The organism is Elstera litoralis (assembly GCF_000963705.1).
Classification (GTDB): domain Bacteria; phylum Pseudomonadota; class Alphaproteobacteria; order Elsterales; family Elsteraceae; genus Elstera; species Elstera litoralis.
This window is the reverse complement of record NZ_LAJY01000152.1, coordinates 1-3,333: the sequence shown is the minus strand read 5'-3', so window position 1 is coordinate 3,333 and position 3,333 is coordinate 1. Positions and strand designations below refer to the sequence as shown.

The window sequence follows — 3,333 nt, the reverse complement described above, 5'->3', positions numbered from 1 at the left end:
CGTCCACCTGCGCCAGCCCATCGCCCTGCACGCCGATGCGGTCGATGGCGACCGTCACGCGCTCGCCGCGCCGATCCTTGCCTTTGGGGGCCGGGCGCTTGGCGGGAGCCCGCCGGTGCGAGGAATTGCGCGCGCTCATTGAACCTCCGCCCATAAAACATCCGCGAGCCGCTCGGCCCCCGTCGCCAGCAACACCAGCCGGTCGAAGCCTAAAGCAATCCCGGCCGAAGCGGGCAGGCCGTGGGCCAGCGCCGCGAGGAAATCCTCATCAATCGGGTAACGTTCGCCGTAGAGCGCCTGTTTCAGGTCCATATCCGCCCCGAACCGTGCCCGCTGCTCCTCGGCGTCGGTGAGTTCGCCGAAAGCGTTGGCGAGTTCGACGCCCGCTGCATACAGCTCGAACCGTTCGGCGAGGCGCGGGTCTTCCGGTTTTGGCCGCGCCAGCGCCGCCATCGAAATCGGGTAATCGATCAGGAAGGTCGGGCGGTCGCGGCCCAAATGCGGCTCGATGAAGTCGAACATCAGCCGGAAAACAATATCGTCCCAACGGTCGCCTTCGGCTACGCGCACACCGAGACGGCGCGCGTCTTGGGCGAGGATTGCCGCTGCGGGCGCATCGCTGCCGGGGCGCTTCGGATCGGGGGCGCTCGCCAGCAGATCAATCCCACAGAATTTCTGAAATGCATCCACTACCGTGAGCCGCTCGAACGGCTCCGTCACCGAAACCACAAGATCGCCCCGGCGTAAGGGTTCGCCCGCCGTCACCGCCCGAATGAGGCCTTCGCAATCCGCCATCAAATCGCGGTAATTGGCCCCGACGCGGTACCATTCCAGCATGGTGAATTCCGGCGAATGGGTGTCGGAGCCCTCGCGGTCGCGCCACACATGGCCGAGGGCGTAAATCTGCCGCTCGCCCGCCGCCAACAGCTTTTTCATCGTGAATTCGGGGGAGGTGTGCAGATAGCGCCGCAGCGCCGTGCCCTCGGGCCGATGCAGATCGGCGCCAACGGCGTGCAAATGCGGCTCCAGCCCCGGCGAGACTTGCAGCGCGGGCGGGTCGACTTCCAGAAAGCCCCGCTCATGGAAAAAATCGCGTGTCTGCCGCAGCATCGCGGCGCGCCGGTGCAGAAAGGCGCGTTTGGGCGCAAAACGGTCGGGCCGCCACCAGGGGGCGGCGATAGGACGGGGGCTCTCACTCATCAAGCATGCTTGGCCCAAGCGTGCCCCAAAAAGCAAGGCCGTCTTCCTACTTTCGGAGAAAGACGGCCTTGATACAGGTCTAGAAGCCCGCGTTAGCCGAGAATGAAGTTCCCCGCCACTAACGCATTCGCCGCAATCCCGGTGAAGGTGCCGATCAGATGGATTTCCGCCACCTGCCACGCGCCATCGTTATTGCCGCCGACGGCAGCCGCATCCGACGCGAGGTAGAGGAAGGCGCTGCCGTTCTGATAGGCGAGCAGATAGGCCGATTGGCCCGCGCCTGCGGCTTGGATCTGCGTGTAGCCATCCGCCGCCATATTGTTGGTCAGCGCCTTCAGCAGTTCCGAGCCATTGGCCGACACGGTGAGATCGCCGCCATTGGCCCCAGTAGTGAGGTTCAGGCCGGACTGAAGCACGATCACGTCCGAATTGGCCGAGGTCGCCGTGCCGATCAGGTAGGAGCCCCCTGCTGCCGCAATCGTCACGATATTGGTATCGGCCCCAACCACCGGAGGAAGCCCGGCGGTAGTCCCCGCCGTGGTCAGCGCTGCGGACAGAACCACCACGTCGGCATTGGTTGCACCCGCCGTAAAGCCGCTGATGGTATCGCGGTTGGTTTCCAGCGTAACGCCGTTGAGGTTTACCCGATCAACGAAAGCATCCGCCGTCGTCCCGACGGTGAGGATGTCGATGCCCAATCCGCCTTCCAGCGTATCGGCCCCGGCGCCGCCCGTCAGCGTATCGTTGCCGATACCGCCCAGAAGCGAATCGTTGTTGCCGGTGCCGGTCACGTTGAACGCACCATTGCTTTCGGCACTACCGTTCCAAAGCAGCGTTGCCGTGCCGGTCGACCCGGCGGCATTCACCGTGAGGGAGCCCCCTGCCGTCACCAGCGAATCTTTGGCGACATAGCTGAAGGCGAGGTTCGAGCCGGTCAGCGTCAGCGTTTCGACATTGGTCACATTGTCGAGGTCCGCCGTCGAACTCCAGCCGCTATTGATAATCGTATCCGCGCCCGCGCCGCCGTCAATGGTATCGCTGGTCGTCAATACACCCACCCCGGCGAAAGTGAAGCTATCCGCCCCGGCGCTGCCCGTCACCGAATGCGCCACGCCGCCATCGACATAGGCGAAGGTGCCGCCGTAGGTGCTGGCGACGATCTTGGTGGCAACCCCGGCATTGCCGCTGTCAGTCAGCGTCAGCGAGCCGGTGCCTTTGATATTCACCGTCGCCGCAATCGTATTGATCGCGCCCAATTGGGTCGCGTTCGCGCCGGTCGTGGTGAGATCGAGCACTTCGAGCCCGGTCGCATTGCCGTAGGCGATGCTGGAGCCGGAGGTCACATTGTTGAGGTTCAGCGACAGCACGTTCGACGCGGCGCTATCGCCGACCAGGGTAAAGCTTTGCGCGCCGTTCACGCCGTTCAGCGTGTAGGTCGGGGCCGCGATCAGCAGCGCCGTGGGATCGAGCGAGCCGCCCAGCATCGACGTGCCGGTAAAGCTGGTGCCGGAGATCGTCACCGACTTCGCGCCGGAAATCGCCCCGAACGACATAGTACCGCCAAAGCTTTGCAGCGTGATCGTTTCGATATTCTGCACAATCGGCGCGCGATATTGCTGGTTACGAACGCCGCAAGACTATCGTTATCGCTGGTCGATCCGTCGGAAATAATCACCGCTGACGACAGGAAGCTGCCACCGCCGATGGTGTCGTTATTCGCCGACAGGTAGGTTTTCGTCCCCGATTTATCGGTGCCGAGGTTGGAGCTGGTGCTATTGAGGTTCACCGTGCTGGCGGTGAGGTTGAAGGCCCCGCCCGCCGTGCTCGACACGCGCCCCTCATCGACGCCGAACATCACATAATGTTGGATGGCGTTCTTAAACACACCCGCATTAATCGCCGCCGCCACATCGGGGTTCGCCGCAAGATAGGCCTGCGCGTTGAAGGTGGCTAGGCTTGCATTCGGTACGCGCGCCTCATAAACACCGATCAGCGCGTAATGTTCGTAAACGCTGCTGAAGACGCCCTTGTTCACGGCATTCAGCACGTCGATATTATTTTCGGCGTAATATTTAGAATCGAAAATAGCATTCGGATTGCGCAGCTCGCGCGCGCCGAAGCGCAGAAAATGAT

General features: G+C 62.9%; 2 protein-coding genes and 1 pseudogene. All 3 read right to left on the bottom strand.

The window, feature by feature from the left end:
• Positions 1-135: 135 nt before the first annotated feature.
• A complete protein-coding gene (gene epmA / locus VZ95_RS07130; protein ID WP_045775241.1) occupies positions 136-1,200 on the bottom strand; it encodes an EF-P lysine aminoacylase EpmA in 1,065 nt (354 codons plus the stop codon).
• Positions 1,201-1,292: 92 nt separating this feature from the next.
• Complete coding sequence (locus VZ95_RS07125; protein ID WP_156995134.1) at positions 1,293-2,798, bottom strand: beta strand repeat-containing protein; 1,506 nt, start codon at positions 2,796-2,798, stop codon at positions 1,293-1,295.
• Positions 2,717-3,333: pseudogene (locus VZ95_RS25285) on the bottom strand (hypothetical protein); the annotation flags it as partial. The gene VZ95_RS07125 and the pseudogene VZ95_RS25285, both read right to left, overlap by 82 nt.